The sequence below is a fragment of the Segatella copri genome, from assembly GCF_019127135.1.
Classification (GTDB): Bacteria; Bacteroidota; Bacteroidia; order Bacteroidales; family Bacteroidaceae; genus Prevotella.
Genome location: NZ_JAHOEA010000034.1, coordinates 16,898 through 43,347, shown reverse-complemented (window position 1 = coordinate 43,347; position 26,450 = coordinate 16,898). Strand labels below are relative to the sequence as shown.

Below are 26,450 nucleotides of genomic sequence, written 5' to 3'. Positions count from 1 at the left end.
CTGGAGAAATATAGAGACTTACTTCCTGACCGATGGAAAAAGCAGTAGCAGCATTTGTTTAATCTGCTGTTACTGCTTTTTTTTGAATTATGCAAGGTATAAACGCGGAGCCGCTTACTAATGATTAGCAGAAAAACGTGATAGATAACCCCAAATCGTGATGGATAGCGTGATGGATATTGTAAACTTTTTGTCAATCTATCACGCTAAGTAAAAGAAACAACAGTCTCATTATCAAATAGTTAAAGTTTTGAAAAACAGAAAGCGTGATGGATGTGAGGGATAAAACAGATTTTAAACTAAAAAAATGATGGTATTCTATTAGATACGCGAGTCCGTTAGGCGTTCTATTAGAAACGCAAGCCCGCTAGGCGTATCTCCCTAACGCCTAGCGGGCTCGCGTATACTTGATACGGCGTTTCGCCGTACATGGGTAGTTGGCAAGATACAGGCTCGTTTCTAAATTCTGAAGGGCTTGTAATGTCCTTTGTTGGCGAAGGCGAGCATCTCCTTGTCGCCTCGGCTGTCGCCAAATGCCTCAATATCGTATTGGGAGCGGTCGAAAGACAACGAGGGGGTACCGTAGGCATTGGCGGTAGTGGTGGTCAGCGCCTCGCAGATGCGATGAACCTTTTCCTCGCCATAACAGTTGTTGCTCTTGAACTTGCCGGTAAGTCTGCCGTCAATCACTTCTATCTGGGTGCCTAAAACCCTGACTCCATCCAGGCCGCGAACTTTAAAGAACGGGCGGACCCAATTGTCGATGCTGGCACTCACGATGAAAACCTGAGCACCTGCAACCAGGGCTTCGTGTACCAGCGTAACACCTTTGGGGCGCAACAGATGCTGGTATTCTTCGGCAAAATCGCGACAGAGCGCATCAAACTTCTCGATACGCATGCCGGCAAAAAGATGGGCAAAGATGAGTTGCTTCGCTTTCCAGTTGGGAAAGAGATGCAGCTTCATCAGTACCAGGAGCGGACTGTACATCAGGAAAACCATCAGAAAACGGCCGGTACCCTTGGCATATCTGATGAATTCCAGCAGGGTATCGCTTGTTGTCAGCGTTCCGTCGAAATCGAAACAATATAATTTTTTCTTCATTTTCTTATACGATATAAATAAGGATCAGGAAGGAGAGCAACCAGGCGAGCACGATAAACTGGGTGATACGGTCGCGCAGGATAATCTTCGTAGGGTCACCACTCTTCTGGTCTACCACAGCTATCTGGATGTATCTCAGCAAACCAACCAGCACAAAGACACTCGTAAGATAGAGATAATCAGTATGGAATTTATCAATTACCTCCGGACTCACCGTATACATGATGTAACATACCAGGGTTACGGAAGCCGTAATCGTGATAGCCTGGTTAATGAAGGTGAGGTTGTAGCGGATGGTATTCTTGCGGGGAGCCTCGCCTGTCTTCTCCATGCGCAGCACATCATCGCGGCGCTTGGCAAAACTCATGAAGAGGGTGATGAGGAAGGTCATCAGCACAATCCACTTACTGAGTACGATGCCCGTAGCTACACCACCTGCCAGCAGACGGAGTACGAAACCGAAAGCCACGATACACACATCGATGATGGCATATTGCTTGAATTTGGCGCAGTAGCCGAGATTCAGAAGCCAATAGAAGATGATGATTCCCATCGTCTCCCATGATCCGAGCAGGCTGCATATACCCATAGAGAGGGCAAACATCAGGAACATCAGTCCGTATGCCTGTTTGATGCTGACCGCCCCCGATGCTATCGGACGATGGCACTTGACCGGGTGGCGGCGGTCGGCCTCCACATCATAGATATCGTTGAAACAATAGATGCTCGATGCGGCAAAACTGTAGGCGAAGAAAGTAATCAGACCCGCCAGCAGAGCATCTGTATGCAACAGGGCGCCGCCAAAGAACAGCGGTAAGAAGATAAAGCCATTCTTGATCCATTGTTTCGGGCGAACCAGTCGCAGCAGCGCAGCAAAACCTTTACTGCCTTCCAATTTATTCTCGTTCATAAAACTCCAATTTTCTTAATAAATAAACTCCTTTTTACTTGATAAACTTAGCTAACTCTTTAGAAATCCATCCGGCTATCTTGCTCAGAATCCATGCTGCAGGCAGGGTGATGCCTATACAGATGAAGAAGGTAGGCCAATAGCCTAAATGATATGGTTCAATGTATTTCAGCACGAAGTGGATATGGAGCAGATAACACTCCAGACTCAGCGCTCCCACAAACATGAACCCCTTGTTAAACCAGCTCGGTGTGCGGCGGAAGATGCGGTTCAGCAGCAGGATGCTGGTGATGGTAAGCGGGATATAGAGCATGCGTTCCAGGAAGAGCGGAAACATGCCATGCTTCTCCTGTTCCAGGAAGATGCTCGCCAGCAGCGTCATCAGGAACATGAGCCATATCATCCATATCGAAGTGCCGTCGAGCGTCTGTTTCTGTCTGACCATCTCACCCATGTTGATGCCGATGAAGAAGATAGGCACGCGGCTCCAGAAAATCTCCAGATGTCCTACAGCCTGATGTATCGGGGTAACATATTGTACCAGGATGCACCACATAATCATCACCACCGGCAGCCAGCGGTAGATAGGATGGCGCCTGATGAGTTCCATATAGGCTGGGGCAAAGAGATAGAGCATCATCGTAGCCGGGATGTACCAGAAGTTGAGCTCATCATGCAGCCAGAAGCCCCAGTTGATGGTTATCTCGCCAAAGAGATAGATCCAGTTCCAGGTGCTTCCGCCCTGGAAAGTTGGGATATAGAAGAGGCAGGCTATGATGAGCCAGGTAGGGTAGATGCGCAGATAACGGCGGATGAAGAAATGTTTGGCAGAAGAATTCTTCATCCACGAGAACCAGAGACCTATTCCGCTGAGAAAGAGGAACATGTCTACACCGACATTGCCCATTCTCCGAAGCCCGAAAAAGGCATCTTCTCTAGGCAATGCCACATGAAAGAGGATGATGAACAGCATGGCTGCTCCCATCAACTCGCCGCGAAACCGGCTGATATTCGCCAGTTCTATATCTTTAATCTTCATGATTTTCTTTTAATATTTCGGGTTTGGAATCTTCTTCATCAGTTGGGTGAAGAGCCAAGCCAGGCAGATGCTCGATATGATGTAGAGGAGCAGGCCGGCATAGATGTCGCCCTGACGGCTGATAGGGATGAATATCTTGCGGGTGATAGGGTGGCATACGAAGAGAGCGGCTGATATGCTGCCCATCCACTCTAATACCTTATAAATACCTGATAACCAGCTGATGTTCTGGAGAAGGTCGGCTACCAATACGCTCAGTAGACAGAAGAAGAACGGCACGAAGGTCCAGCCAATCATGCTGCCGCTCAGACTGTAAATCAGCGAGATGCAGAAGATGCAGCCAAAGAAGTTGGTGATAGGCGAATGGAAGGTCATCAGAATCTTCTCGCCATAGCGGGCATAGAGGATGCCCAGTCCGAATGGCAACATGCCGCCCATAAAGTTGTAGCGGTAGCGGTTCATCACTTCACTTTCTGGATTGTCAAAACCCAGGATGAGCTGGATGCCGATGCAGATGGCCATCAATCCTACGGTCCATCCCCAATGGCGGCGATAGAGCAGCAGACGATAGACGATGTAGAGTTGCAGCATCAGACCGAAGAACCAGTACGGACCCGGCCAGATGATGTTATCCGGATTCTCCAGCACATTGTTGAACATGCCCAACATCGATATGATATCCAGCGTCTGATAGTGGTGAGGACCCTGCGTGATGTAGTCAACCATCGTGAATGCCACGAAACCTGCTATCATCATCTTGAAGAGCTTCAGATAGTGATAGCGGATAAAGTGGAGCGGTTCGCGCCAGTTGATGTTTCCTGTAAGCTTCTTGCCCGAGATGCTGTACATTCTGGTCTGCTGTTCGGTAGAGAGATGAGGTTTAGCCTCGTATTTCATCACCAGTCCGTAAGCACTCAGGAAGAGGAATACGGGCACACCGTAATGACCGAAGAACGAGAGCAGGTGTACAGGCAGGTTGAGGTCCATACTGACCATTACCTGGTTCAGCCAGTCAACATTGTGCTGGAAGTACTGATATTCGTTCTCTTTGACGATAGGTCCCAGCCAATGGCAGTAGTTATGCAAGAAGATGCCGATGATGGCGAGTCCTCTCAGGGCATTGCATGCCGGGCGTGATAGAATAGCACTATTCATAATCAGTTTCTCCTTTCTTTCTTTTTTACCTTTTTACTTTCTTCCTTTTTTATCTTTTCCAGATGCGCATCACGAAGTTTGTCGTAGTCGGCAGAGTTTTTGAGGATACGTGGCCGCATCTCGTCATATTTCGGACTCAGGATGTTATATTCCTCCTTATAGGTAGGTGTCTCGATGCCAGCCAGATACAGTAGGAGATGAGGCAGGGCATCGGTCATGAAACGCTTGTCTTTAGCCTTGCGTATCTGGCGGTAGATATCGCGGTGGTTCCTGATATATTTTGGCGAACAGTATATCCAGAACGGAATTTCAAACTCATAGTGAGCCAGCGGCCAGTCGATTTCTGCAGAGTGGTTACGGCAGATGAAGCCACGGTTCTCTTCGTAGCATTCCTCGCCATGGTCGGGCACGTAGATGACGATGGCATCCTGTTTTTGGAACCGCTTCACAATCTGGGCTACGATAGAGTCGTTGTAGAGGGTGGCGTTATCGTAATGACTCAGCATCTTGCGCTGGGCATTGGTCAGTTCAGGGCGCTTGTCTTCATAACTGCTTGCCCAGAAGCGGGCTTGCTTCGTGCGGTAGCGCAGTTTATAGTTTACATGCTGTCCCATCAGGTGGAAGATGGTGAGGTTGTGCTCCTTCTGGAAGTTCTTCAGACTGTCATCATAATCCTTCAGCAGTCCGTCGTCCAGGTCGTGGAGTTGGGTGTTGCGATGGTCAAACTGAAGTTTGCTCAGTTCCGGGTTGTTCAGGAAGAAACCGCCGCTGAAGTCGTAAACCGCCTCCTTTGCCTGTGGCAGGAATTCGTTGGTGATGAAGGTTACGTTGTAGCCTGCCTTTCGGAACACTTCTGGGAAGAGCGGATAGTCGCACCATTCGCCTTTCTCGCCTACCACATGGGTAGAGAGCATGTTCTTGAAAACGAAACTGGTCAGGTTCCAGCAGGTTACCACATCGGTAAACTTGGTGAGCTTGCGCGATTTCTCCAAGGCTACCTGCTGTGGAGTGGTATCCATGAAATAGCCGTACTGCTGGGAATGATGGCGGCCGAAGCTTTCGCCGATAATCAGTACGATGTTTGGCGAGCGGTAGCTGCAGCTGTCAACCTTTACCTCGTGGGCAGCATGAATGAGTTGGGTAATCTGATGCGCAGCCAGCTGGTTGGCATAGATACTGAATTGGAGTCGGTAGATTGGTAGATAGAGTACAGCATGATCCTTCTCAGTCAGGATATGCTCTACTTCGCCTATCGTTCTACCATTCATGAGTTTATGGTAAGCCATCTTGTTGTGCCAGGAGGTGCAGCATCCTGTGATGAGGATGATGAGGCATAGGATTCCGAAACTGGCAGGCATGGCTGCAGTCATGCGGGGGATAGCCATCAGCCGTTTCTTGACAGAAGCCAACTCCAGAACGGTAATGATGAAAACGTATAGCTTGATGAGTTGCTTGCGGAAGATGGCGATGAGAATCTGGATGAGAGCCAGAAGCAGAATCCAGCCCACACTACTGAAGAGAACCTCGGCAGAGATGAGGGCTGAGAGGAAACTGCTAGCCTCCGAACTGTTGGTCTCGCCCACCAGCATCAGCATAGAAGGGTTGAGCGTAGAGCCGAAATTCACGTAGCAATAGGTGTCGGCGGCAGCTGTACTATATAATATAAGGTATAGTACGGCACGCAGGCCCCAGCGCACCTTCTTGGGGAAGATGGCGACAACGGCACACACAACATAGAGGTCGACAAAGAGTTCCAGGAACAGGTTGTCGTATAAAGTCCCCTTGGCAGGTGTAGTCACGATAGAACTGATCATGCCCAGCAGGTACATGAACACAAAGAAGTTGGCATTTCTGCGAATCGGCGCAGAAGCCACGTTCAGACACTTCTTAATGATTTCTTTCCAACTCATTTTTTGCTATTTGTTGTTTAAATATGATTTAAAGCGGTTTCGGAGAGAGGGATGCCTAGAGCTGCCTGTAGTTTCTGACAGCCAGTTGTTCGATGCATTCCGGCACCATTCCCCTGATGCTTTCCTCTTCTTTGATACGCTTTCTGATTTCCGTGCTGCTGATGTTGAGCAGTGGAGTTTCTACGATGGTAACGCCTTCTGGCACATTGCCTATGCTGGCTCCCTGACGCGGATAAACCACGATGGGATAGTGGGCTAGGATGTCGTCGTGGTGGTACCACTTGTCGAAAGCAGCCCAGTTGTCGCCACCAATCAGCAGGGTGAACTCGTTTTCGGGGTAATCCTTGCTGATGGCTTGCAGCGTGTGCCAGGTATAAGATGGCTTAGGCAGGCGGAACTCGTAGTCGCATGCCTTCAGTTGTGGCTCGTGCTCCAGCGCTTTTTCTACCATTTCCAGGCGCAGCTGGTCGTCGAGCAAGTCGGTAGCGGTCTTCTTGAATGGGTTCATGGGCGAAACCATGAACCACACCTCATTCAGGCAGGCCTTCTCGCAAAGGCTTTTCGCCAATGCAATATGGCCCGTATGGATGGGATTGAAGCTACCGCCAAAGATTCCTACCTTCTTCATTTCTTACTCTGCGTCTAGGAAGGCCTTGACGAGCTGATAAACCTCCTGCTGAGCCTTCTCCAAGTCATCGTTTACAACCACGTGGTCAAACTGAGGGGCAAAGGTCAGCTCATAGCTTGCCTTGGCAAGGCGCTGCTCGATAACCTCAGGCGCATCAGTATTTCTGCCTACCAGACGGCGGCGTAATTCCTCTACCGAAGGTGGCTGGACAAAGATGCTCAAGGCACGTTCGCCATAAAACTTCTTGATGTTTACACCACCCTTCACGTCAACATCGAAAATCACCGACTCGCCCTTGGTGAGCTGGTTTTCTACCTGTGACTTCAGGGTGCCGTAGAATCTGTCCTGGTAAACCTCCTCGTACTCCAGGAACTCGTCAGCCTCAATCTTAGCCTTGAATTCCTCTGGAGAGAGGAAGAAATACTCTACACCATTCTGTTCTGTACCGCGAGGAGCACGAGAGGTACAGCTGATAGAGAAAGCCAGCTTCAATTCCGGGTGCTCTTTCATCAGCCAGTTTACTATTGTGCTCTTACCGCTGCCCGATGGGGCGCTGAAAATTAACAATCCGTTCTTCATTTTACTTTGAACTTTGAATATTGAACTTTGAATATTGAACTTTATGATTAATAAAGCCAATGAATTCTTCACTTTTCACTCTTCGTTCTTCACTTTATTAAAGAGCATTCAGCACCTGCTCCTTGATCTGCTCCAGTTCGTCCTTCATCTTCACCACGATGTTCTGCATTTCAGCCTGGTTGCTCTTAGAGCCGGTGGTGTTGATTTCGCGTCCCATTTCCTGTGCGATGAAACCGAGTTTCTTTCCTACACCATGACCTTCCTCATTCATGGTCTCGCGGAAATACTTCAGGTGGTTGGCAAGGCGCTGCTTCTCCTCGCTGATGTCGAGCTTCTCGATGTAGTAGATGAGTTCCTGCTCCAGGCGGTTCTTGTCGTAATCCACATTCGGAATCTGCTGCAGCCCGTTAACGATGTTCTGTCTGATCTTCTCCACGCGAGCCTTCTCGTATGGCTCGATGCTGGCAAGGAGAGTCTGGATGTTATCCACCTTCTCAGTAAATTTCTTCTGGAGAGCGGCTCCTTCCTGCTTGCGGAAGGCAACGAGATGGTTCACAGCCTCGCAAATTGCATTTTTTGCCACTTCCCACTCCTCATCGCTCAATTCTTCCACATCCGTCTTCGTTGTTACATCAGGAAGACGCAACAGAGTGCTGTACCAGTCGGTTGGCTCAGGAATGCCTGTTTCAGCCGAAATCTTCTTGATTTGCTGGTAATAATTCTGTACAAGCGCCGCGTTGATAGGAGTGGCATCTGTGGTAGCATCCTTATCAATCCAGATGGCGAAGTCAACCTTGCCTCTTTCCAGATTTTTAGAGATATACTGACGGATTTCCATCTCCTTCTCTCTATAGAGCGGAGCAATACGAGTAGAGAGGTCAAGAGTCTTGCTATTTAATGACTTTATCTCTACATTAATCTTCTTTGTTTTAAAGGCCGCGGTAGCTTTTCCGAAGCCTGTCATTGACTGTATCATATAATCTTTCGCGTTAAATTTCTGCAAAAGTACAAAAAAAAGCGAGAAAATGAGTATATTTGCACCTTAATTTAAGAATATATTTTTTAATTATGTCGTGTATATTGAATATTGAGACGAGTACGGACGTGTGCTCAGTGGCAATTAGTGATAGTGGACAGGTGATTTTCAACCAGGAAGATCACACAGGTCCTAACCATGCTGTTAAGTTGGGTGTGTTTGTGGATGAGGCTCTTGATTTCCTCGATTCTCATGGTCTTCCGCTGGAGGCTGTGGCGGTAAGTTGTGGTCCGGGTTCCTATACCGGATTGCGTATCGGTGTGAGTATGGCGAAGGGCATCTGTTATGGTCGCGGTGTGAAACTTATCGCTGTTCCAACACTCGAACTGATGGCTGTGCCTGTATTGCTTGGCGAACATCCTGAGGAGGAAGACGCCCTCATCGTACCTATGCTCGACGCCCGCCGCATGGAGGTATATGCCGAAGTGCTCGACCGCGCCCTGAAGGTGGTTCGCCCTATTCAGGCAGATATTGTGGATGCTGATACCTACAAGGAATACCTGGACCAGCATCATGTATACTTCTTCGGAAATGGCGCTGCCAAGTGTATGGAGACCATCAACCATCCGAATGCTCACCTTGTAGAGGGCATTGAGCCTTTGGCAAAGAATATGGCTCCGCTGGCAGAGAAGCGTTTTGTAGAGGGCAAGTTCGAAGATGTGGCATATTTCGTGCCTTTCTATCTCAAGGATTTCGTGGCTAAGATGCCAAAGAAACTGCTCTAGAATTATTGATTATATAAAATATTGTTAGAATGAATATAGACGGATTAGACTATAATACCCAGAGAGCTAAGCTCATTCTGCCTGAGTATGGCCGTGAGATTCAGCAGATGGTAGATCATTGTCTGACGCTTGCCGACCGTGAAGAGCGCCAGCGTTGTGCAGAGACCATTATTGCTGTCATGGACCGTATGTTCCCTGAGAACAGAGGGGTAGAGGACCATGAGCAGAAGCTCTGGGACCAGCTTGCCATCATGAGCAATTTCCAGCTCGACATCGATTTTCCTTATGATGTATCGGATGCTGTGAAGATAGCAACCAAGCCGGAGCCTTTGCCATATCCTATGCAGCACATCCCGGTGCGCCATTATGGAGCTATGCTCTTCGAAATTTTCGAAAAGCTGAAGACCATGGAACCAAGTGAGGAGCGCGATAAACTCGTGGAGCTGACTGCCAACCAGATGCATCGCGACCTGGTAACCTGGAGCCATGGCTCCAGTGATGTAGCCAAGGTAGCTTCCGATCTGGCACGTTTTACCGATGGCAACATCCAGCTCGATCTCGATACTTTCGTTTTCGAGAAGGTTGAGGCACAGCCTAAGAATGTAAATAATAAGAAGAAAAAGTAATCCACATTATTATATATAGTAGACAAGCTTATGGAGTCTTTCATCATAGAGGGCGGTCATCCGCTCAAAGGTACTATTACACCTCAGGGCGCCAAGAACGAGGCCCTGCAGGTTATCTGTACCACAATCCTTACCGACGAGCCTGTGCGCATCACCAACGTGCCGGACATCCTGGATGTGAACAACCTGATTAAGTTGCTCCAGGAGATAGGTGTCAAGGTAACCAAGCACAGTCGTCACGACTATACATTCCAAAGTGATGAGTTGAAACTCGATTATCTCGACAGTCTGGAGTTTGTGAAGAAATGTTCTTCTCTTCGTGGTAGTGTGCTCATGATAGGTCCGCTGCTCGGTAGATGTGGCAAGGCTACCATAGCTCAGCCGGGTGGCGATAAGATAGGTCGTCGCCGTCTGGATACCCACTTCCTGGGCTTCAAGTATCTGGGAGCCAACTTCGTTCACGATGATGAGCGTAATGTTTATCAGATACAGGCAAAGAAGCTGAAGGGCTGCTATATGTTGCTCGATGAGGCTTCGGTTACCGGTACCGCCAATATCATCATGGCATCTGTATTGGCAAAGGGCACTACCACCATTTATAATGCAGCTTGCGAACCATATATCCAGCAGCTCTGCCATCTGCTCAATGCGATGGGTGCTCAGATCAGCGGCATCGCCAGCAACCTGCTCACCATCGTGGGTGTTGATAAACTGCATGGTGCCGAGCATCGCATCTTGCCGGATATGATTGAGGTTGGTTCGTTCATCGGCATGGCGGCAATGTGTGGCGAAGGTGTGCGCATCAAGAATGTGTCTGTCAAGGATTTAGGTATTATTCCTGATGCATTCCGCCGCCTGGGAGTGAAGATAAAGATAGAGGACGATGACCTTGTGATTCCAGAGCAGAAGCATTATGTCATCGATTCGTTTATTGACGGCACCATCATGACGCTTGCCGATGCCCCTTGGCCAGGACTCACTCCAGACCTTCTTTCCGTGCTCCTCGTAGTGGCTACCCAGGCTCGCGGCAGCGTTCTCTTCCATCAGAAGATGTTCGAGAGCCGCCTCTTCTTCGTGGATAAACTGATTGATATGGGTGCGCAGATTATTCTCTGTGATCCTCACCGTGCAGTGGTGGTAGGTCATGACCATAAGATCAAACTGCGTGCTGGCAGAATGACCAGTCCTGATATCCGTGCCGGTATTGCCCTGCTGATTGCTGCCATGAGTGCCAACGGTACCAGCCGCATTGCCAATATCGCCCAGATAGACCGTGGTTACGAGGATATCGAGCATCGCCTTAATGCGCTGGGTGCCAAGATAACCCGTGTCAGTGATTAATCAATGTTAAATGTTAAATGTTGAATGTTGAATGATTAGACGCGATGAAGTATATAAGATAGGCAAGTTGGGAAAACCTCATGGCGTGAAGGGCGAGATAACTTTCGCCATTACAGATGATGTTTTCGACCGTGTAGATGCCGAGTATCTGGTACTCGACATTGATGGCATCCTCGTGCCTTTCTATTTAGAGGAATATCGGTTTAAGAACGATGAGAATGTGCTCGTGAAGTTTGAGGATATCGATACCCAAGAGCAGGCACGCAACTATACCGGTTGCGAGGTTTTCTTCCCACGTCATCTCTCTGACAGTGATGAAGAGAACATGAGCTGGGCAGAAATCATCGGTTTCCACCTTGTAGATGCTGTAAGCGGCAAGGTGGTAGGAACCATTGATCATGTAGACGATTCCACCCTCAATCTTCTTTTCGAGGTAACAACCGATGCAGGTGATGATATCCTCATCCCTGCCAGCAACGACCTCATTGAAGAGGTGAGTGCTGAAAAGAAAGAAATCAGAATGGCAATTCCAGAGGGATTGCTTGAGTTATAAAGTGAAGAAATATGAAGAAACAACAGATATGTATTCTCGGTTCTACGGGAAGTATCGGTACACAGGCGCTTGATGTCATCGAACAGCACAGTGACCTTTACGAGGTGTATTGCCTCACCGCCAACAACCGAGTGCAGGAACTTGCCGAGCAGGCTCGCAAGTTCCATCCGGCTGCTGTGGTCATAGCCAATGAGGCTCGTTACGAGGAACTGAAGGATATGCTCAGTGATGAGCCTGATATCAAGGTTTATGCCGGTGCTCAGGCGCTTTGCGATATCGTACAGGCTGAGCCTATCGATATGGTGCTGGCTTCCATGGTAGGCTTCTCGGGCCTGGAACCAACCATCCATGCCATCAAGGCGCGTAAGAAGATATGTCTTGCCAACAAGGAAACGCTGGTGGTTGCGGGTGAACTGATTTGCAATCTTGCACAGGAATATCATGTGCCTATCCTCCCTGTTGACAGCGAGCATAGTGCCATCTTCCAGAGTCTGGTGGGTGAGGGCGACAACGAGGTAGAGAAGATTCTTCTGACCTGTTCGGGTGGTCCTTTCCGTAATTATACCCACGAGCAGTTGGAGAAGGTGACTGCTGCCGATGCCCTCAAGCATCCTACCTGGGATATGGGTGCCAAGATAACCATCGATTCGGCTTCGCTCATGAACAAGGGCTTCGAGGTGACAGAAGCTAAATGGCTCTTTGGGGTTCCGGCTGACAAGATTGAGGTGCTTATCCATCCGCAGAGTGTTGTGCATAGTGCCGTTCAGTTTGTTGATGGTGCTGTCAAGGCTCAGTTGGGTGTGCCAGATATGCGTCTGCCTATCCAGTATGCTTTCTCTTTCCCTCAGCGTCTGCATCTGAATGGCGATCGTCTCGACCTCTTCAAGACGCAGGATTTGCAGTTCTTCAAGCCTGATTATCAGAAGTTCAAGTGCCTGCAACTGGCTTTCGATGCCATCAGAAAGGGTGGTAATATGTCATGTATCGTGAATGCAGCCAACGAGATAGTGAATGCCGGCTTCCGCAAAGGTGAGTGTGGCTTCCTTCAGATGGCTGATATCATCGAAGAGACGATGGCGAAGGCTACTTTCGACAGTAATCCCGACCTCGATGTCTATCTGCAGACCGATGCAGAGGCTCGCTGCATAGCTACAGAGCTGATGCTCAAGTAATAGTTAATAGTTTATAGTTAATAGTTTATAGTTAAAATGAACGCAGGATATAGGGCTAATCATAAAGTTCAAAGTTCCAAGTTCAAAGTTCAAAGTAAATAAATGGAAGTATTTTTGATCAAAGCGTTGCAGCTGATGCTGTCGCTTTCCATCTTAGTGTTGCTCCATGAGGGCGGACACTTCTTCTTCTCCAAACTCTTTGGTGTAAGAGTGGAGAAGTTCTATCTGTTCTTCGACCCTTGGTTCCATCTCTTCGAGTTCAAGCCAAAGAATTCGGATACTACCTATGGTTTGGGATGGTTGCCGCTCGGAGGATATTGCAAGATTTCGGGTATGATAGATGAAAGTTTCGATACCGAACAGATGAAACAGCCGGAACAGCCATACGAGTTTCGCAGCAAACCGGCATGGCAGCGCCTGCTCATCATGATAGGTGGCGTGCTGGTTAACTTCGTGCTGGCTCTCTTCATCTATTCCATGATTCTGTTCCATTGGGGCGACAATTATGTGGCTACCCGCGATATGAGTTATGGTATGAAGTTCAATACCGAGGCAAAGGCATTGGGCTTCCAGGATAAGGATATTCTGGTAAGCACCGATCTGGGTGAGTTCAAGACCTTTGATGGCGATCTGTATCGTAATCTCTCTGAGGCTAAGCAGGTCAATATCATCCGTCAGGGCAAACCGGTGACGCTTAATCTGCCTGGCGATCTCGACATGCTTAGTATGATTAAGAGCAGTCCTCGCTTCGTAGATTTGTATGTGCCTCTGCAGATTGATAGTGTGATGAAGGATTCGCCTGCCAGCAAACTCGGTTTGGCAAAGGGTGATAAGATTCTTGCTATTAATAATAAAAAGGTAGTCTCTTTCAACGAATTTCAGATAGAATTGGGCAGAGTAGAGGATGTGCTTGCTTCGGCAGAGACGCCGCAGGACAGTGCCAGAGCACTTACAGCTCAGGTTACTTATCTCAAGGCTTCTGGCGATACCGTCAAGTCAAGTGTTCTCCTGAAGTCTACCGAAGAGGGTGTGAAGTTTGGTTTTTACAATCATCCTGTCATGCTCGATTATAAGATTACTCATGTTAACTATGGCTTCTTCGAGAGTTTCCCTGCCGGCATCAAATACGGCTGGAATGTATTGGCCGGTTATGTGGGCGATATGAAGTATGTCTTCTCTAAGGAAGGCGCCAAGAGTCTGGGTGGTTTCGGTGCGCTGGGCAGTCTCTTCCCATCTGTATGGGATTGGCATGCATTCTGGCTTATGACAGCGTTCCTGAGTATCATTCTTGCCTTCATGAACATTCTTCCTATCCCTGCTCTTGATGGTGGACATGTGTTCTTCCTTCTTTATGAGATTATCACAGGTCGCAAACCGGGCGATAAGTTCATGGAGCGTGCTGAGTATATTGGTTTCGGCATACTGATTCTTCTGCTTGTTGTGGCCAATCTGAACGATGTATTGCGACTCTTCGGCATCTTGTAATGCCGGGGAATCGCGAAAATAAAGGTCTAAAAAAAGAGGGTGTGTCATTAATTTATGACACACCCTCTTTTTTTTGAGTTTATTCTTTTATACGTATTATACGTATCTGATAATCTGTCCTACACTAACCTTCTTGTCTTTGCGGTAGCCGTTGAGTCTGCAGATCTGCTCTACAGTTACGCCACGCTTTTCAGCGATAGAACTAAGCGTTTCGCCTGGCTTCACCTTGTGGTAGAGCTTCTCGTGGCCAGCAGGCAGTTCGTAGTATCTTCCCACTTCGCCGCCGTTAACCTGCTCTCTGGTGTAACCACCGTTGCCAACCTTGCCGCGGGCAGCATTGGCATCAGCTGATTCGCTTTCGTAGGTATTACGGTTAAAGCTGTAGAAGTCGCCTGTAACGTCCTGGTTGCGGAAATCGAAGAAGAGTGCTGGGTTCAGAGCCACACCACAGAGACGGGTCTCAAAGTGGAGATGCGAACCGGTACTTCTACCCGTATTACCACCCAAGCCAATCACATCGCCGGCTCTTACCTCTTCGCCCTCAGTAACGAGCTGCTTAGAGAGGTGACCATAGATGGTCTCCAAACCGTTGTTGTGACGAATCACGATGTACTTACCGTAACCACCACCTTCATATCTTACGATGCGAACTCTGCCTGAAAAGGCTGAGCGGATTGAGTCGCCAATATAAACCTTGATGTCCATACCTTTATGTTGGCGGCCAAAGCTAGCACGGTAACCGAAGTTACTTGTGACAACGCGACTAGGAGTTGGCATGCAGAAATGACGGAGATCGATGCGGTAGTGCTCAGGCAAGGTTGTAGCCCTGTGAGCGTACTTGTTAGAGAAATCCTCATACAGCTCGGCTGCAGGGTTCTCTCTGTCTTCAATCATTCGATAATGCGACACAGCGAGTGTGTCGAGCGATTTCATTCTGTGGTCTACAGGTGCCTGTCTTGCCAACAGATCTTGTCCGCAAACGGGAGAAGCTGTTAGCGCCAACAATGCAACGACCGAAATTTTCTTTATACTCTTTTTAAAACTCATACTACTTTTTCTATTTTCTTTTTTTAGGTTCGTGTCAACAGCGCAGAATCATACAAGAAATTCTGCAAAAACCACTAAGGCAAATGCCTTTATGTAGCGGTTTTGTTATATAGACGTTGCAAATATAACAAAAAAACTTCAAAAAACCAAAGTTGTTAAAGCCAAAAGGGCGATATTTAACGCCCTAGCCTTATTTTTAACTTACATTAGGAAAATAAGATGCAAGGAGTTGACTTTTAGTACGTTTCATGCTTTTGCAGCATTCTCAACAGAGCCACGGCAGGAGAATGCCCCATGAAAATATACTTTTTTACCTCCGGACTGGTGAATCTGAGGCATTCCTGATAAGCGCGGTAGAGGTCGTTGAGATTGATGGTAAATTCCTTACCCGATGACTCTCTGATACCGATAATCATCTTTGCCGTTACATGCAGTTTGACATATCTGATGCCTGTTGCGCTTTCTATTTCCGTAATGTTTTCGAGAATGGCTCTCATTTCTTCCAGGGAAATTTCTGGTCGCGGCTCCCTGATAGCCGGCTTTCTTCTTCTATCCATAATTATACTTTTTACTTTTGGGACAGGCGATGGAATCGCCTGGAACGGGGGTGAGGCAGCTTGATAGCTGAAGCCACCTTCTAGCCTTGCTTTCTGATAACAGGAACGGCTCTTGCTTGCTGCTTTAGCTGATGGCTGCCCAGTTGATATGGGTTTTCTTCAATTCCTTGAGGCGGTTCCAGAGCAGAGCGTTATGAGGAGCATTGCATTCGGGATCGTTGTCGATGATTTTCTGTGCTTCTGTGCGCGCCAGTTGTACCAGCTGACCGTCTCTGGCTATATTCGCAATCTTCAGGTCGAAAGCCATGCCACTTTGCTGCGTTCCCTCCAGGTCGCCGGGACCACGGAGTTTCAAGTCGGCCTCGGCGATACGGAAACCGTCGTTCGTATCGCACATGATATCAATGCGTTTGCGGGTATCTTCTGAAAGCTTATAGTTGGTTACCAGAATACAGTAACTCTGGTCGCTGCCTCTTCCTACACGGCCTCGCAGCTGGTGCAACTGGGACAGACCGAAGCGCTGTGCATCCAGGATAACCATCACAGAAGCATTGGGCACATTTACACCAACTTCTATTACGGTGGTGGCAACGAGAATCTGTGTTTCGCCCTTTACAAACTGCTCCATCTCTACCTCCTTTTCGGCAGATTTCATCTTGCCATGAATCTTACTCAATTTGAATTCCGGGAATGCCTGTTTCAGCGTTTCGTAACCTTCTTCCAGGTTCTTCAGGTCGCTCTTCTCACTTTCTTTGATCAGCGGAAAGACGATATATACCTGTCTGCCGAGATTAATCTGGCGGCGGATGCTCTGATAGAGGCTGGTGAGTTGGGTATCAAACTTATGTAGCGTCTGTATCGGTTTTCTGCCCGGTGGCAGTTCATCAATCACGCTCACGTCCAGGTCACCATAAATGGTCATGGCGAGGGTGCGGGGGATAGGAGTGGCGGTCATCACGAGGATATGAGGCGGATTCTCGCTCTTGTTCCACAGCTTGGCTCTCTGTGCTACACCGAAGCGATGCTGCTCATCGATGACGGCTACGCCTAATCTTCTGAAAACCACAGGGTCTTCGAGGATGGCATGGGTGCCTACCAGAATCTGGATGTCGCCCGTAGCCAGGTCGGCAAGAATCTTTTCTCTCTTCTTTCCCTTTACGATGCCTGTGAGCAGTTCCACCCGGATGTCCATTCCCTGCAGGAAGTCACAGATGGTTTGTAGATGCTGCTCGGCAAGAATTTCGGTAGGTGCCATCATACATGCCTGATAACCATTGTCCAGCGCAATGAGCATGGTCATGAGTGCCACGAGCGTCTTACCTGAACCCACATCACCTTGCAGAAGACGGTTCATCTGTCTGCCGCTGCACATATCGGCTCTGATTTCATGCATCACCCGTTTCTGTGCTCCTGTCAGTTCAAAAGGCAGATGATGGGCATAGAACCCGTTGAAGATGTCAGCGATGCGGTTGAAGACATAGCCCCTGAACTTGCGGCGCTGGTCGGTGGCATACCTTATTATATTAAGCTGCACATAAAAGAGTTCCTCAAATTTAAGGCGTACCTGTGCTTTCTGCATCTCCTGATGGGAATGCGGATAATGAATCATGCGGATGGCTGCATCGCGCGAAACCAGATGCAGACGGTCTACGATATGGCTGGGCAGCGTTTCGGGAAGAGGAGGAAGGATGGTGACCAACTGCTTGGTCATCTTCTCTATGGAACGTGAGGTGTAGCCGCGTTTCCTCAGGTTCTCGGTAAGCGAATAGTAGGGCTGCATGCCCATCTCTGAAATCTGGAGATTGGTGGCATCGTCCATGTCGGGATGGGTAAACTGGAATCTGCCGTTGAAGACGGTTGGCTTTCCGAAAACGAGATATTCGGTTCCCACACGGTAAGTCTTCATGATGTATTGGGCACCGCGATACCAGATGAGGTCAGCCACACCGTAGCCGTCTGAGAAATGGGCTACCAGCAGCTTGTTGCGCTTGCCGGTATCTATCTCATCGTAGCTGAGTATCTTGCCTTTGAGCTGTACAAAGGGCATGTCGGCATTGAGTTCGCTGATGTGGAAAACCTTGGAGCGGTCTACATATTTATAAGGATAGTATTCTAGCAGGTCACTATAAGAGTTGATACCGAGTTCCTTGCTCAGTATCTCTTTCTTCTTGGGTCCTACTCCTGGCAGGAACATGATGTCTTGGTCTAAAATACTATTCATATTATGCAAAAGTACAACATTCGGACAAAACAGCCAAAATGTTTAACTTATTTTTAAATAGTGACGTTACAAAACGGAGCGTCTTGCGTCTTTATTCTATAATCATTAGAAACAAACTCTAGAACAATGATAAAGATAAAGAATAAACTGTTCATCATCTTATGGTTGCTGTCCTTGGGCTTTGCAGTCCAGGCACAGGATCTTTATGTATCAACCTCTTTCCACGAGCCGGCAACCGACGGCTTGCGGTTCATCTATAGTAGGGATGCCGTCCATTGGGACAGTATTCCTGGCACCTTTCTGGCTCCTAAGGTAGGCAAGCAGAAAGTGATGCGCGACCCTTCCATCATCCGTACCCCAGACGGTGTGTTCCATCTGGTATGGACCAGCAGCTGGCGGGGCGACCGTGGCTTCGGTTATGCCGAGAGTCGCGACCTGATGCATTGGAGCGAACCGAAATTCATCGAGGTGATGGACGATCCTACCACGGTGAACGTATGGGCACCGGAACTCTTCTGGGATGAGGACCGCCAGCAGGCAATGGTGGTATGGGCATCGTGTGTGCCTAGCCAGCACTTCGCCCTGGGTATCGAAGACGAGAAGAACAATCATCGTCTCTACTATTCCGTAACCAAGGATTTTAAGACATGGACCAAGGGCAAGCTCCTGATAGATCCGGGATTCAGTTGCATAGATGCCACTCTGCTGAAGCGTGGTAAGAACGATTATGTGATGGTATTGAAGGATAATACCCGCAATGCCCGCAATATCAAGGTGGCTTTTGCCAAGAACCCGATGGGACCGTGGAGCAAGGCTTCTGAACCGTTCACCGGCAATTTCATGGAAGGACCAACCACCGTCAAACTGCCTAAGAACAGTCCGCTGGGCAATGGTTATCTCATTTATTACGATCGTTACCGCCTCTTCGATTTCGGTGCTCATTTTACCAAGGATTTCGTTCATTTCACCGATGTGAGCCAGCAAGTGAATGTGCCGAAGAACCACAAGCACGGCACCATCTTCCGTGCTCCGGAACGCATCGTGAAGGCCATGCTCGAACAGGACCGCATCCATTATACCGGAACCACAATGGCAGATCCGTCTCGTCATGACGGAGCCTTGTCGCCAGTGGTAGGAGTCCATAATATCCAGACGCTCCGTGCCAACCGCGAGCATCCTTCCCAGGCAAATGGCAGGGGCTGGACCTATAACCACCAGCCGATGATGGCGTATTGGAATGGCAAGTTCTACATGCATTTCCTGAGCGATCCTGCTGAGGAGCATGTACCCCCATCGAGAACCCTGATGCAGGTTTCTGAGGACGGATACAACTGGAGCCAGCCACAGATTCTCTTCCCTGAATATGATGTGCCAGCCGATTTCAGAAAGGCGAAATACCAGCCGAAACCGGAACTGCAATATCCTGATGTCTACAAGCAGAAACCATTGAAGGCAATCATGCACCAGCGTGTGGGCTGGTATGTATCCAAGGGCGGCATCCTTCTGGCGACCGGAAACTATGGTGTGGCATTGGACAGAAAGGACGACCCGAACGATGGTAACGGCATCGGCCGTGTGGTGAGAGAGGTGAAGAAAGACGGTTCGCTCGGACCTATCTATTTCATCTATTACAACCACGGATTCAATGAGAAGAATACCGCTTATCCTAATTATAAGAAAGCATCCAAGGCGGTAAGAGCGGCTTGCGAGGAAATCCTTGCCAACCCACGTTACCGCATGCAATGGGTGGAAGAGGCAGATAGAGGCGAAAAGCTGATACCTGTCAACAATGGTTACAAGGCCTATTGCGACTATACCCTGCCGGATGGCAGAATAGCCAGTCTGTGGAAGCATGCCCTCACCTCGTTGAGTCTGGATGGCGGCAATACCTATACCACTACCAACCGTGCCTTGGGATTTGTCAACAGCAATGCCAAGATTTGGGGACAGCGGTTGAGCGATGGCACCTATGCCACCGTCTATAATCCATCTGAATACCGCTGGCCGCTGGGCATCTCGCTGAGTGGCGACGGATTGGAATATAAAACGCTGAATCTGATTTGTGGCGAAGTACCACCGATGAGATACGGTGGCAACTATAAGAGTCGTGGTCCGCAGTATGTCCGTGGCATCCAGGAAGGCAATGGCGTTCCTAAGGATTCAGATATGTGGGTGAGCTATTCCATGAACAAGGAAGATATCTGGGTGGCGCATGTACCCGTTCCGGTAAAGACCGTGGCTACTGCCCATGCCGATGATGATTTCGCCCAGTATCAGAAACTCGGCGATCTCAAGACCTGGAATATCTATTCTCCGCTGATGGCGCCGGTTTCGCTCCGTCAGGAGTGGCTTGAACTGAAGGATGAAGATCCGTTCGACTATGCCTGTGTAGAGCGCAAGATTCCAGCTTCTTCCTACCTGAAGGCATCCTTCGATGTGCAGGCAGCTCAGACCCGCAACGGTTCCCTGCAGATTGAATTCCTCGATGAGAAGGGCATCGCCTGCACCCGCATCGAACTGAACAAAGAAGGAATGATACGTGTGAAGAACGGAGCGAGATATGGCAATGTGATGCCTTATCAGGCTGACCAGACCTATCGTTTCGAAGCTGCATTGGATACCCAGCACCGCCAGCTCAACCTCACCGTGAGCACACTCGGTGCAGATGGCAAGGCATTGCAGAGCAAGAGTACCAAGCGCATCTTCTACGCACCTGTGCATCAGATAGAGCGTATCCGTTTCCGTACCGGCGACCTCCGTACCTTCCCTACCATCGACACTCCTGCCGACTGGTTCGGTACTTTGGAGCATGCCGGTGATACCGATACCACCGCCCTCTACCGCATCGCTCATGTCAAGACCGTGAGTCTGGATGCTGATGCCGGTTCGGCTGTGCTCAAGACCGCAGATTACAAGCATTATGTAGACGATTTCAATGCAATGGAGCCGGAGGTTCTCCATACTTCTGCCATCCCAAATGCGCAGGCATGGGACTGGATGAAGCAGAATGTGCCCCTCTTCGACTGCCCGCAGCGCAACTTCGAGGAGATGTATTATTTCCGCTGGTGGACGCTCCGCAAGCATATCGAAAATACACCTGTAGGCTATGCGATGACCGAGTTTCTCGTGCCTCGCAGTTATGCCGACAAGTATAATCTCATCGCCTCTGGAGTGGGACATCATATCCACGAGAGTCGCTGGATTCGTGATGGAAAGTATCTCGACGGCATCTTGAATACCTGGTATCATGGCAATGGTGGCAAGCCGATGGCTAAGATTAATTTCTATAGCAGTTGGATGCCTGCCTCTATCTGGGAGCGCTATCTCGTAGACGGTAACCGGAAGGAGTTTAAGTCGTTGTTGAACGACCTGGACAAGGAGTATCAGCTGTGGGATGACCACCGCTGGGGCAACGGACTCTACTGGCAGTATGATGTGCGTGATGCGATGGAAGAGACCATCAGTGGTGGCAGAAGAGAAAAGAATGCCCGTCCTAGCATCAACAGTTATATGTATGGCAATGCAATGGGCATCGCCCAGATGGCAAAGACCATCGGCTATCAGGACTTGGCTAGGAAGTATGAGGCTAAGGCAGATACCCTGAAGCATCTGGTAGAAACCCAGCTTTGGGATGCTGACCAGCAGTTCTTCGAGGTGTATAAGCCGAATGCTGACGAGGCGAAGGAGGTAGCCAAGAAGAGAAGTTTCCAGCCTAGTGGCGATGCTGCAGTATCAGCAAAGGTGCGCGAGGCAATCGGTTTCCTGCCTTGGTATTTCAATCTCCCTGCCGATGAGGCGAAGTTTGCTGAGGCTTGGAAACAGGCAGCAGACAGCAAGGGCTTCTCTGCTCCTTACGGACAAACCACCGCAGAGCGCCGCCATCCGCTGTTCCGCTCTCATGGAGTAGGAAAGTGTGAGTGGGATGGTGCCATCTGGCCTTTCGCTACCGCCCAGACCCTGACAGCGATGGCGAATTTCATCAACAATTATCAGGTGAAGCCATCTGCCCTCGCTGCTTCTTCAAAAGGTAGTCTCGATATGGACAGCCTTTACTTCAATGAGATGGAGAAGTATGTGCAGAGTCAGAGCATGCGTGGCAAACCTTACATCGGTGAGTATCTTGATGAAACCACTGGTTACTGGTTGAAGGGCGATCAGGAGCGCAGCAGATATTACAACCATTCTACCTTCTGCGATCTCATCATCACCGGCATCGTGGGTCTTCGTCCTCGTGCCGATCAGACCATCGAGGTGCGTCCTATCATCCCAGTTGGCAAATGGCAGTACTTCTGTCTTGACAAGGTGCGTTATCATGGTCACGACCTCACCATCCTCTACGACCAGGACGGTTCCCGCTATCATGTGGGCAAGGGTTTGCAGGTATGGGTTGATGGAAAGTTGGCTGGGCAGCGTGATACGCTCGGCAAACTCGTAGTGAAGGATGCATTCAAATAATGTAGAATAAAATACGATATGAAACGAAGAAAATATTTATTGATACTGATAGGACTTTTGGGCATGATACAGATTCATGCTCAAAAGTCTGTTGCTTTTAAGGCGGATAATGAAGCGCCTCAGCCACAATGGATTGGAGCGATAACCGATGAGGATGCGCACATTCCGAGTAACCGAGATTATGTAGGAACGGGAACGGTGAATGCGAAGGGAAAACCAGACTGGAAGGCTACGGCTCCATTGTCAAGACAAAGCATCTGGCTGAAGAAAGAAATGAAACTCCCGGCTGATGTCCGCAAGGCAACGATGAAGATTGTGGGACTGGGTTTCTATGAGTTCAGCATCAACCGGCAGAAGGTGACGGATGCCGTTTTCGCCCCTCTGTGGAGCGATTACGACAAGACCGTCTTTTATAATATTTACGATGTGACTGCGTTGTTGAAGAAAGGCAAGAACCAACTTTCGGTATTGCTGGGCAACGGATTCTATAATGAGCAGGGTGGAAGATACACCAAGATGAAGGTTTCCTATGGTCCTCCTACGCTCTACTGTTCGCTCGAAATAGAACTGAAGAATGGCAGAACCGTCTGCATCGTCAGCGATGGCTCATGGAAATATTCGCCTAGCAGCATCACCTTCAACAGTATTTATGGTGGTGAAGACGAGGATGCCCGCATCACGCCTTCTTGGAAACCGGTGGTGATACAGAAGGGACCTCGTGGCATTCTGCGCCAGCAGATGGCACAGCCGGTGAAGATGATGGAATACTTCGGTGTGAAGAGCCGTCATCAGCTCACTCCTCAGCAAATCGCCAAGGCTTCCAATGCCAAACATCCTATTCCGGCAGGAACCTTTGTGCTGGATATGGGACAGAATCTCGCCGGTTTCCCACAGATCAAGGTCAGTGGAAAGGCAGGACAGCAGGTACGGCTCTATCTCTCAGAGACCCAGACTGTACAGGGAACCTGCAATCAGAAACAATCGGGCAGTCCTTACTATCTTACTTATACGCTCAGCGGAAAGGGCGAGAAGTCGGCTGACGGCAAGCGCATCGAGACTTGGCATCCGCATTTCACCTATTATGGTTATCGCTATATCCAGGTAGAAGGTGCCGTAATGAAGGGTGATGAGAATCCTGATGGCAAGCCAGTGATAGAGGATATCCAGTCGTGCTTCGTCTATAATTCAGCTGCGAAGATTGGCAACTTCGAATGTTCTAATCCGATGTTTAACCGTGCTTATCAGATTATCGACCGTGCCATCCGAAGCAATTGGCAGGGCGTCTGGACCGACTGTCCTCATCGTGAGAAACTCGGTTGGCTGGAGCAGGATTGGCTCAATGGCGAGGGATTGGTATACAACTACGACTGTCGTGCGATGATAGAGCAGACGATGCAGAATATCGCCGATGCCCAGCATGCCAATGGTGCCGTTCCTACAACCGCTCCTGAGTATATCTACTTCAAGGGCAAGTGGCTCGACCCGTTTGCTGAATCTCCAGAGTGGGGCGGTGCCCTGGTAGCGCTTCCATTCCTTTATCTGCAGCATTATGGTGACGACCGGATGGTGAAGAAATATGCACAGCAGATGTTCCGCTATGTGGATTATCTCCAGAGTAAGGACAGTTGCCGTATACTGAAACAGGGTTTGGGTGACTGGTATGATTACGGAAAAGGCCGTTCGGGCTTCTCTCAGAATACCCCGATGCCGCTGGTAGCTACAGCCCATTATTATCTGTGGGTGAAACTGACACAGAAGGCTGCGGCAATGAGCGGAAAAACAGTCGAAGCCAACCGCTATGCCATCCTGGCTTCAGAAATCCTGCAGGCTTTCCAGAAGGAGTTTCTGCATGTTGAGAAGGCTGCATCTTCTGAGAAATCTTCTTCGGATGCAGTAGAAAAGATATATTACGGTTCGGGAAGTCAGGCTTCCAATGCCATTCCTTTGGCGCTGGACATGGTTCCATCCCAGTATCGCAAGCAGGTTCTCCAGCATCTGGTAGATGATATTCATGCGCATCACGACCGGCTGACAACCGGTGATGTGGGCAACCGCTACCTCTTCCTGGCATTGCTGGAAAACGGATATGCCGACCTCTGGTACAAGATGCTGGCGCATGATGATGTGCCGGGCTACGGCTTCCAGATCAAGAAGGGAATGACCACGCTCACCGAACAGTGGAATCCGGAGATGGGTGCTTCGATGAACCATTTCATGATGGCGCATATCAACAACCATTTCCTGCCGGATGTCGTGGGCATCCGCATAGAGCAGGGCAGACTCATCATCGCTCCTCAGCCGATGGGCGACTTGACCTGGGCTAAGGGAAGTACCCGACTCAGCGATGGCAAACAGATTGCCGTGGCTTGGAAGAAATTGGCTGATGGTAAAATAGAGGTAACGGTAGATACCGATAATGATATAGAATACGAAATCAAGATAGATTATGATGAAACAGAACATAATGATGGCACTTATCGCGGCAAGCATGTCTTTGTCGGCAAGTGCGCAAAATAACGGAAACCAGCCAGAGGCTGTTGCTCAGAACTGTTATCAGGGGCATTTCACCCGTAGTCTTCACGATGTGATGCAGGACGTATCGCAGCGCTGGGGTGTCCGCTTTAAATATAATGTGGATACCGTTGGTAGGCAGTTGCCTTATGCCGACTTCCGCATCAAATCCTATTCGCTGGAGGAAACCCTGACGAATATCTGCAAGTATTTCGACTTCAACTGGTGGAAGCAGAATGGTAATGTATACAAGATCAAGCCTTATGAATATCCCCGTCGCCATACCGAAGAGGGTGAGCAGATGCTTGCTTATCTCAAGACACTCTACCAGAACCGGGAACAGTTTGAAGCACGCAAGGATTCTGTACGCAAAGAGGTGCGCCACATCCTGGGTATCGACCGTTATATGGATTCCCTGGTTCATAAGAAACCGATTTTGGGAAAGGTACGCAGGTATGATGGTTATACGGTTCAGAATATCTGCATCGAGACCTTGCCTGGCGAGCATGTCTTCGGTTCCATCTATACGCCCGCCAAGAAGGGCAAGCATCCTTTGATTATCTGTCCCGATGGTCATTTCGGTGGCGGCAGATATCGTGCCGATGAGCAGCAGCGCCTCGGAACCTTGGCAAGAATGGGTGCTATCTGTGTAGATTTCGACCTGTATGGCTGGGGACAGAGTGAGGCTGAATATGGCAAGAATTCGCATCAGACCGACCGTGCCCATGTGATTCAGGCTCTGAATGCCGAGGTATTGCTCGATTATATGTGGAACCATCGCAAGGATGTGGATAAGACGCGCATCGGAGCGAATGGTGGCAGTGGTGGCGGTACGCATACAGTCCTGCTGACGGTACTCGACGACCGAATCACGGCAGCAGCCCCAACAGTGAATCTCGCCTCTCATTTTGATGGCGGTTGTCCTTGCGAGAGTGGCAAACCTATCCAGTTGGCGGGGCATGGTACGTGTAATGCCGAGTTGATGGCTTTCTTTGCCCCTAAGCCGTTGTTGGTAGTGAGCGATGGTGGCGATTGGACCGCCTCTGTTCCATCTCTCGAATATCCGTATCTGCAGTATATATATAATATGTATGGTGCCAAGGAACAGGTAACCAATGTGCATCTGCCTAAGGAACGTCATGATTATGGCATCAACAAGCGCCAGGCAAACTACGATTTCTTCATCCGTGTCTTCGGTTTGGACCGCAGTAAGTTGGATGAAAGCAAAGTGAAGGTTGAAAAACCGGAAGTTTTGCAATCGGTCATCAGATAATAAGATAGAAGATAATATATCAGACCTCACGCCGTTTTATAAATGACGTGAGGTCTTTTTCGTCTTTTCTGACGACAAAGGCGGCTCTTTTGCGTCTATATATAAAATTGTTTAATCGATTAA

General features: G+C 49.0%; 20 protein-coding genes. 9 read left to right on the top strand and 11 right to left on the bottom strand.

What is annotated here, in order from left to right; all coding sequences use genetic code 11:
- Positions 1-459 precede the first annotated feature (459 nt).
- From KSW37_RS09925 to KSW37_RS09890, 8 genes are all read right to left on the bottom strand, one after another.
- Complete coding sequence (locus KSW37_RS09925) at positions 460-1,104, bottom strand: HAD family hydrolase (RefSeq protein ID WP_217314364.1); 645 nt, start codon at positions 1,102-1,104, stop codon at positions 460-462.
- A gap of 4 nt (positions 1,105-1,108) precedes the next feature.
- Positions 1,109-2,014, bottom strand: a complete 906-nt coding sequence (locus KSW37_RS09920; protein ID WP_217314363.1) for a decaprenyl-phosphate phosphoribosyltransferase — start codon at positions 2,012-2,014, stop codon at positions 1,109-1,111.
- A gap of 34 nt (positions 2,015-2,048) precedes the next feature.
- Positions 2,049-3,053, bottom strand: a complete 1,005-nt coding sequence (locus KSW37_RS09915) for an acyltransferase family protein (RefSeq protein ID WP_217314362.1) — start codon at positions 3,051-3,053, stop codon at positions 2,049-2,051.
- A gap of 9 nt (positions 3,054-3,062) precedes the next feature.
- The gene (locus KSW37_RS09910; RefSeq protein ID WP_217314361.1) at positions 3,063-4,208 is read right to left on the bottom strand and encodes an acyltransferase family protein; all 1,146 of its coding nucleotides are present in this window, start codon (positions 4,206-4,208) and stop codon (positions 3,063-3,065) included.
- Between the two features lie 2 nt (positions 4,209-4,210).
- Complete coding sequence (locus tag KSW37_RS09905) at positions 4,211-6,118, bottom strand: phosphoethanolamine transferase (protein ID WP_217314360.1); 1,908 nt, start codon at positions 6,116-6,118, stop codon at positions 4,211-4,213.
- 55 nt (positions 6,119-6,173) lie between these two features.
- On the bottom strand, positions 6,174-6,746 hold the full coding sequence (gene nadD / locus KSW37_RS09900; protein WP_217314359.1) for a nicotinate (nicotinamide) nucleotide adenylyltransferase: 573 nt from the start codon (positions 6,744-6,746) through the stop codon (positions 6,174-6,176).
- Positions 6,747-6,749: 3 nt separating this feature from the next.
- Positions 6,750-7,325, bottom strand: a complete 576-nt coding sequence (gene gmk, locus KSW37_RS09895) for a guanylate kinase (protein WP_217314358.1) — start codon at positions 7,323-7,325, stop codon at positions 6,750-6,752.
- Positions 7,326-7,422: 97 nt separating this feature from the next.
- Positions 7,423-8,301, bottom strand: a complete 879-nt coding sequence (locus KSW37_RS09890) for a YicC/YloC family endoribonuclease (protein ID WP_022120347.1) — start codon at positions 8,299-8,301, stop codon at positions 7,423-7,425.
- Positions 8,302-8,393: 92 nt separating this feature from the next.
- Between KSW37_RS09890 and tsaB the strand changes: the two genes are divergently transcribed.
- From tsaB to rseP, 6 genes are all read left to right on the top strand, one after another.
- Positions 8,394-9,086, top strand: a complete 693-nt coding sequence (gene tsaB, locus KSW37_RS09885; protein WP_040553267.1) for a tRNA (adenosine(37)-N6)-threonylcarbamoyltransferase complex dimerization subunit type 1 TsaB — start codon at positions 8,394-8,396, stop codon at positions 9,084-9,086.
- A 29-nt stretch (positions 9,087-9,115) separates the two neighbouring features.
- On the top strand, positions 9,116-9,712 hold the full coding sequence (locus tag KSW37_RS09880; RefSeq protein WP_217314357.1) for a DUF4290 domain-containing protein: 597 nt from the start codon (positions 9,116-9,118) through the stop codon (positions 9,710-9,712).
- A 30-nt stretch (positions 9,713-9,742) separates the two neighbouring features.
- The gene (gene murA, locus KSW37_RS09875; protein WP_022121310.1) at positions 9,743-11,053 is read left to right on the top strand and encodes a UDP-N-acetylglucosamine 1-carboxyvinyltransferase; all 1,311 of its coding nucleotides are present in this window, start codon (positions 9,743-9,745) and stop codon (positions 11,051-11,053) included.
- A gap of 31 nt (positions 11,054-11,084) precedes the next feature.
- Positions 11,085-11,606 (top strand): ribosome maturation factor RimM, encoded by a 522-nt coding sequence (gene rimM, locus KSW37_RS09870; protein WP_217314356.1) that lies wholly within the window; start codon positions 11,085-11,087, stop codon positions 11,604-11,606.
- A gap of 11 nt (positions 11,607-11,617) precedes the next feature.
- A complete protein-coding gene (locus tag KSW37_RS09865; RefSeq protein ID WP_217314355.1) occupies positions 11,618-12,778 on the top strand; it encodes a 1-deoxy-D-xylulose-5-phosphate reductoisomerase in 1,161 nt (386 codons plus the stop codon).
- Positions 12,779-12,880: 102 nt separating this feature from the next.
- Positions 12,881-14,263, top strand: coding sequence for an RIP metalloprotease RseP (rseP, locus tag KSW37_RS09860; protein WP_217314354.1), 1,383 nt, complete (start codon positions 12,881-12,883; stop codon positions 14,261-14,263).
- 96 nt (positions 14,264-14,359) lie between these two features.
- On the opposite strand, the gene KSW37_RS09855 is transcribed toward rseP, so the two are convergent.
- The 3 genes from KSW37_RS09855 to recG all read right to left on the bottom strand — a co-directional run bounded on the left by KSW37_RS09855 (position 14,360) and on the right by recG (position 18,088).
- A complete protein-coding gene (locus tag KSW37_RS09855) occupies positions 14,360-15,310 on the bottom strand; it encodes a M23 family metallopeptidase (RefSeq protein ID WP_217314353.1) in 951 nt (316 codons plus the stop codon).
- A gap of 236 nt (positions 15,311-15,546) precedes the next feature.
- Positions 15,547-15,867 carry a hypothetical protein gene (locus KSW37_RS09850; RefSeq protein WP_217314352.1) on the bottom strand — a complete coding sequence of 107 codons (321 nt, stop codon included), beginning with the start codon at positions 15,865-15,867 and terminating at the stop codon, positions 15,547-15,549.
- 124 nt (positions 15,868-15,991) lie between these two features.
- On the bottom strand, positions 15,992-18,088 hold the full coding sequence (gene recG / locus KSW37_RS09845; RefSeq protein ID WP_217314351.1) for an ATP-dependent DNA helicase RecG: 2,097 nt from the start codon (positions 18,086-18,088) through the stop codon (positions 15,992-15,994).
- A 1,050-nt stretch (positions 18,089-19,138) separates the two neighbouring features.
- Here recG and KSW37_RS09835 point away from each other — a divergent pair.
- Genes KSW37_RS09835 through KSW37_RS09825 form a run of 3 tightly spaced genes read left to right on the top strand, consistent with a single transcriptional unit; the run spans position 19,139 to position 26,327 of the window.
- The gene (locus KSW37_RS09835) at positions 19,139-22,543 is read left to right on the top strand and encodes an MGH1-like glycoside hydrolase domain-containing protein (RefSeq protein WP_217314366.1); all 3,405 of its coding nucleotides are present in this window, start codon (positions 19,139-19,141) and stop codon (positions 22,541-22,543) included.
- Positions 22,544-22,561: 18 nt separating this feature from the next.
- Positions 22,562-25,060: an alpha-L-rhamnosidase gene (locus KSW37_RS09830; protein WP_254368615.1), complete on the top strand. Its 2,499-nt coding sequence runs from the start codon at positions 22,562-22,564 to the stop codon at positions 25,058-25,060.
- Positions 24,993-26,327 carry an alpha/beta hydrolase family protein gene (locus KSW37_RS09825; protein WP_217314350.1) on the top strand — a complete coding sequence of 445 codons (1,335 nt, stop codon included), beginning with the start codon at positions 24,993-24,995 and terminating at the stop codon, positions 26,325-26,327. Before KSW37_RS09830 ends, KSW37_RS09825 begins: the two co-directional genes overlap by 68 nt.
- The last annotated feature ends 123 nt before the right edge of the window (positions 26,328-26,450 follow it).

What these genes read in the sequence shown, in the direction of transcription:
- KSW37_RS09865 (WP_217314355.1), top strand. Translation starts at nt 11,618, where the DNA reads ATGAAGAAACAACAGATATGTATTCTCGGTTCTACGGGAAGTATCGGT.
- KSW37_RS09925 (WP_217314364.1), bottom strand. Translation starts at nt 1,104, where the DNA reads ATGAAGAAAAAATTATATTGTTTCGATTTCGACGGAACGCTGACAACA.
- rimM (WP_217314356.1), top strand. Translation starts at nt 11,085, where the DNA reads ATGATTAGACGCGATGAAGTATATAAGATAGGCAAGTTGGGAAAACCT.
- recG (WP_217314351.1), bottom strand. Translation starts at nt 18,088, where the DNA reads ATGAATAGTATTTTAGACCAAGACATCATGTTCCTGCCAGGAGTAGGA.
- KSW37_RS09890 (WP_022120347.1), bottom strand. Translation starts at nt 8,301, where the DNA reads ATGATACAGTCAATGACAGGCTTCGGAAAAGCTACCGCGGCCTTTAAA.
- rseP (WP_217314354.1), top strand. Translation starts at nt 12,881, where the DNA reads ATGGAAGTATTTTTGATCAAAGCGTTGCAGCTGATGCTGTCGCTTTCC.
- KSW37_RS09830 (WP_254368615.1), top strand. Translation starts at nt 22,562, where the DNA reads ATGAAACGAAGAAAATATTTATTGATACTGATAGGACTTTTGGGCATG.
- nadD (WP_217314359.1), bottom strand. Translation starts at nt 6,746, where the DNA reads ATGAAGAAGGTAGGAATCTTTGGCGGTAGCTTCAATCCCATCCATACG.
- KSW37_RS09880 (WP_217314357.1), top strand. Translation starts at nt 9,116, where the DNA reads ATGAATATAGACGGATTAGACTATAATACCCAGAGAGCTAAGCTCATT.
- murA (WP_022121310.1), top strand. Translation starts at nt 9,743, where the DNA reads ATGGAGTCTTTCATCATAGAGGGCGGTCATCCGCTCAAAGGTACTATT.
- tsaB (WP_040553267.1), top strand. Translation starts at nt 8,394, where the DNA reads ATGTCGTGTATATTGAATATTGAGACGAGTACGGACGTGTGCTCAGTG.
- gmk (WP_217314358.1), bottom strand. Translation starts at nt 7,325, where the DNA reads ATGAAGAACGGATTGTTAATTTTCAGCGCCCCATCGGGCAGCGGTAAG.
- KSW37_RS09910 (WP_217314361.1), bottom strand. Translation starts at nt 4,208, where the DNA reads ATGAATAGTGCTATTCTATCACGCCCGGCATGCAATGCCCTGAGAGGA.
- KSW37_RS09905 (WP_217314360.1), bottom strand. Translation starts at nt 6,118, where the DNA reads ATGAGTTGGAAAGAAATCATTAAGAAGTGTCTGAACGTGGCTTCTGCG.
- KSW37_RS09850 (WP_217314352.1), bottom strand. Translation starts at nt 15,867, where the DNA reads ATGGATAGAAGAAGAAAGCCGGCTATCAGGGAGCCGCGACCAGAAATT.
- KSW37_RS09920 (WP_217314363.1), bottom strand. Translation starts at nt 2,014, where the DNA reads ATGAACGAGAATAAATTGGAAGGCAGTAAAGGTTTTGCTGCGCTGCTG.
- KSW37_RS09915 (WP_217314362.1), bottom strand. Translation starts at nt 3,053, where the DNA reads ATGAAGATTAAAGATATAGAACTGGCGAATATCAGCCGGTTTCGCGGC.
- KSW37_RS09825 (WP_217314350.1), top strand. Translation starts at nt 24,993, where the DNA reads ATGAAACAGAACATAATGATGGCACTTATCGCGGCAAGCATGTCTTTG.
- KSW37_RS09835 (WP_217314366.1), top strand. Translation starts at nt 19,139, where the DNA reads ATGCTCGAACAGGACCGCATCCATTATACCGGAACCACAATGGCAGAT.
- KSW37_RS09855 (WP_217314353.1), bottom strand. Translation starts at nt 15,310, where the DNA reads ATGAGTTTTAAAAAGAGTATAAAGAAAATTTCGGTCGTTGCATTGTTG.